This window comes from Bacillus sp. SIMBA_031 (assembly GCF_046535225.1).
In the GTDB taxonomy this organism is placed as follows: Bacteria; Bacillota; Bacilli; order Bacillales; family Bacillaceae; genus Bacillus; species Bacillus velezensis.
Genome location: NZ_JAWRXC010000597.1, coordinates 1 through 244, shown reverse-complemented (window position 1 = coordinate 244; position 244 = coordinate 1). Strand labels below are relative to the sequence as shown.

Genomic DNA, 244 nt, shown 5'->3' with positions numbered 1-244 from the left:
ATTCGGATCCGGAGAGAATGGTCGAGAGCTTGATATTTTCTCCGAGCGTCCGCCGCAGCAGATCCGAAAAGCCGGTGAGAAGCTGGCCAAGATCGGCATGCCGGGGATTGAGCGGCTGGCGCCTGCCGAAGGCAAGCAACTGTCCCGTCAGCTTCGCTCCGTCTGTCGCCGCACCCTGCGCTTCACGCAGCATATCGCGCAGTGGCCCCGGCGGCAGCTTGTCTTCGATCATCTCGAGATTGCC

Annotated in this window: 1 protein-coding gene; it reads right to left on the bottom strand. The window is 61.9% G+C overall.

What is annotated here, in order from left to right:
• Positions 1 to 244 (bottom strand): hypothetical protein (locus tag SB724_RS21510; protein ID WP_410573069.1); only part of this gene is annotated, 244 nt, incomplete at both ends.